The organism is Candidatus Poribacteria bacterium, assembly GCA_021295755.1.
GTDB lineage: Bacteria > Poribacteria > WGA-4E > WGA-4E > PCPOR2b > PCPOR2b.
The window spans coordinates 26,728-27,064 of sequence record JAGWBT010000057.1 but is presented as its reverse complement, the minus strand read 5'-3'; the positions used below and the strand labels follow the sequence as shown (position 1 = coordinate 27,064).

At 51.9% G+C, this 337-nt stretch carries 1 protein-coding gene; it reads left to right on the top strand.

Annotated features, from left to right (window positions below; genetic code table 11):
* Positions 1–88: 88 nt before the first annotated feature.
* Positions 89–337 (top strand): DegT/DnrJ/EryC1/StrS aminotransferase family protein (locus tag J4G02_10145; protein MCE2394933.1); only part of this gene is annotated, 249 nt, incomplete at its 3' end.

Sequence of the window (337 nt, the reverse complement as noted above, 5' to 3'; positions counted from 1 at the left end):
TTGGTTGCATTTAACCCCCTAAATCCCCCTTATCAGGGGGACTTTTAGAGGAAATGCGTAAGTCCCGCAAGAAAAGGAGCGACATTGCATGAATGAGCGTCTAGCTATTAATGGTGGAACCCCGGTACGCACACAACCGTTTGGGCAATCTCACGATTTTGGTGACGAAGATATCGCAGCGATCACCGAAGTCATTCGTTCGGGCAACATCGGTAAGGGACCGCAGGTTGCCCAATTTGAGCGTGAGTTTGCTGCCAAACATGGCGTCAAACACGCCATCTCAGTTACCTCTGGGACGGCGGCGATGCACGTCTGCATTGGGGCGATTAATCCCGAC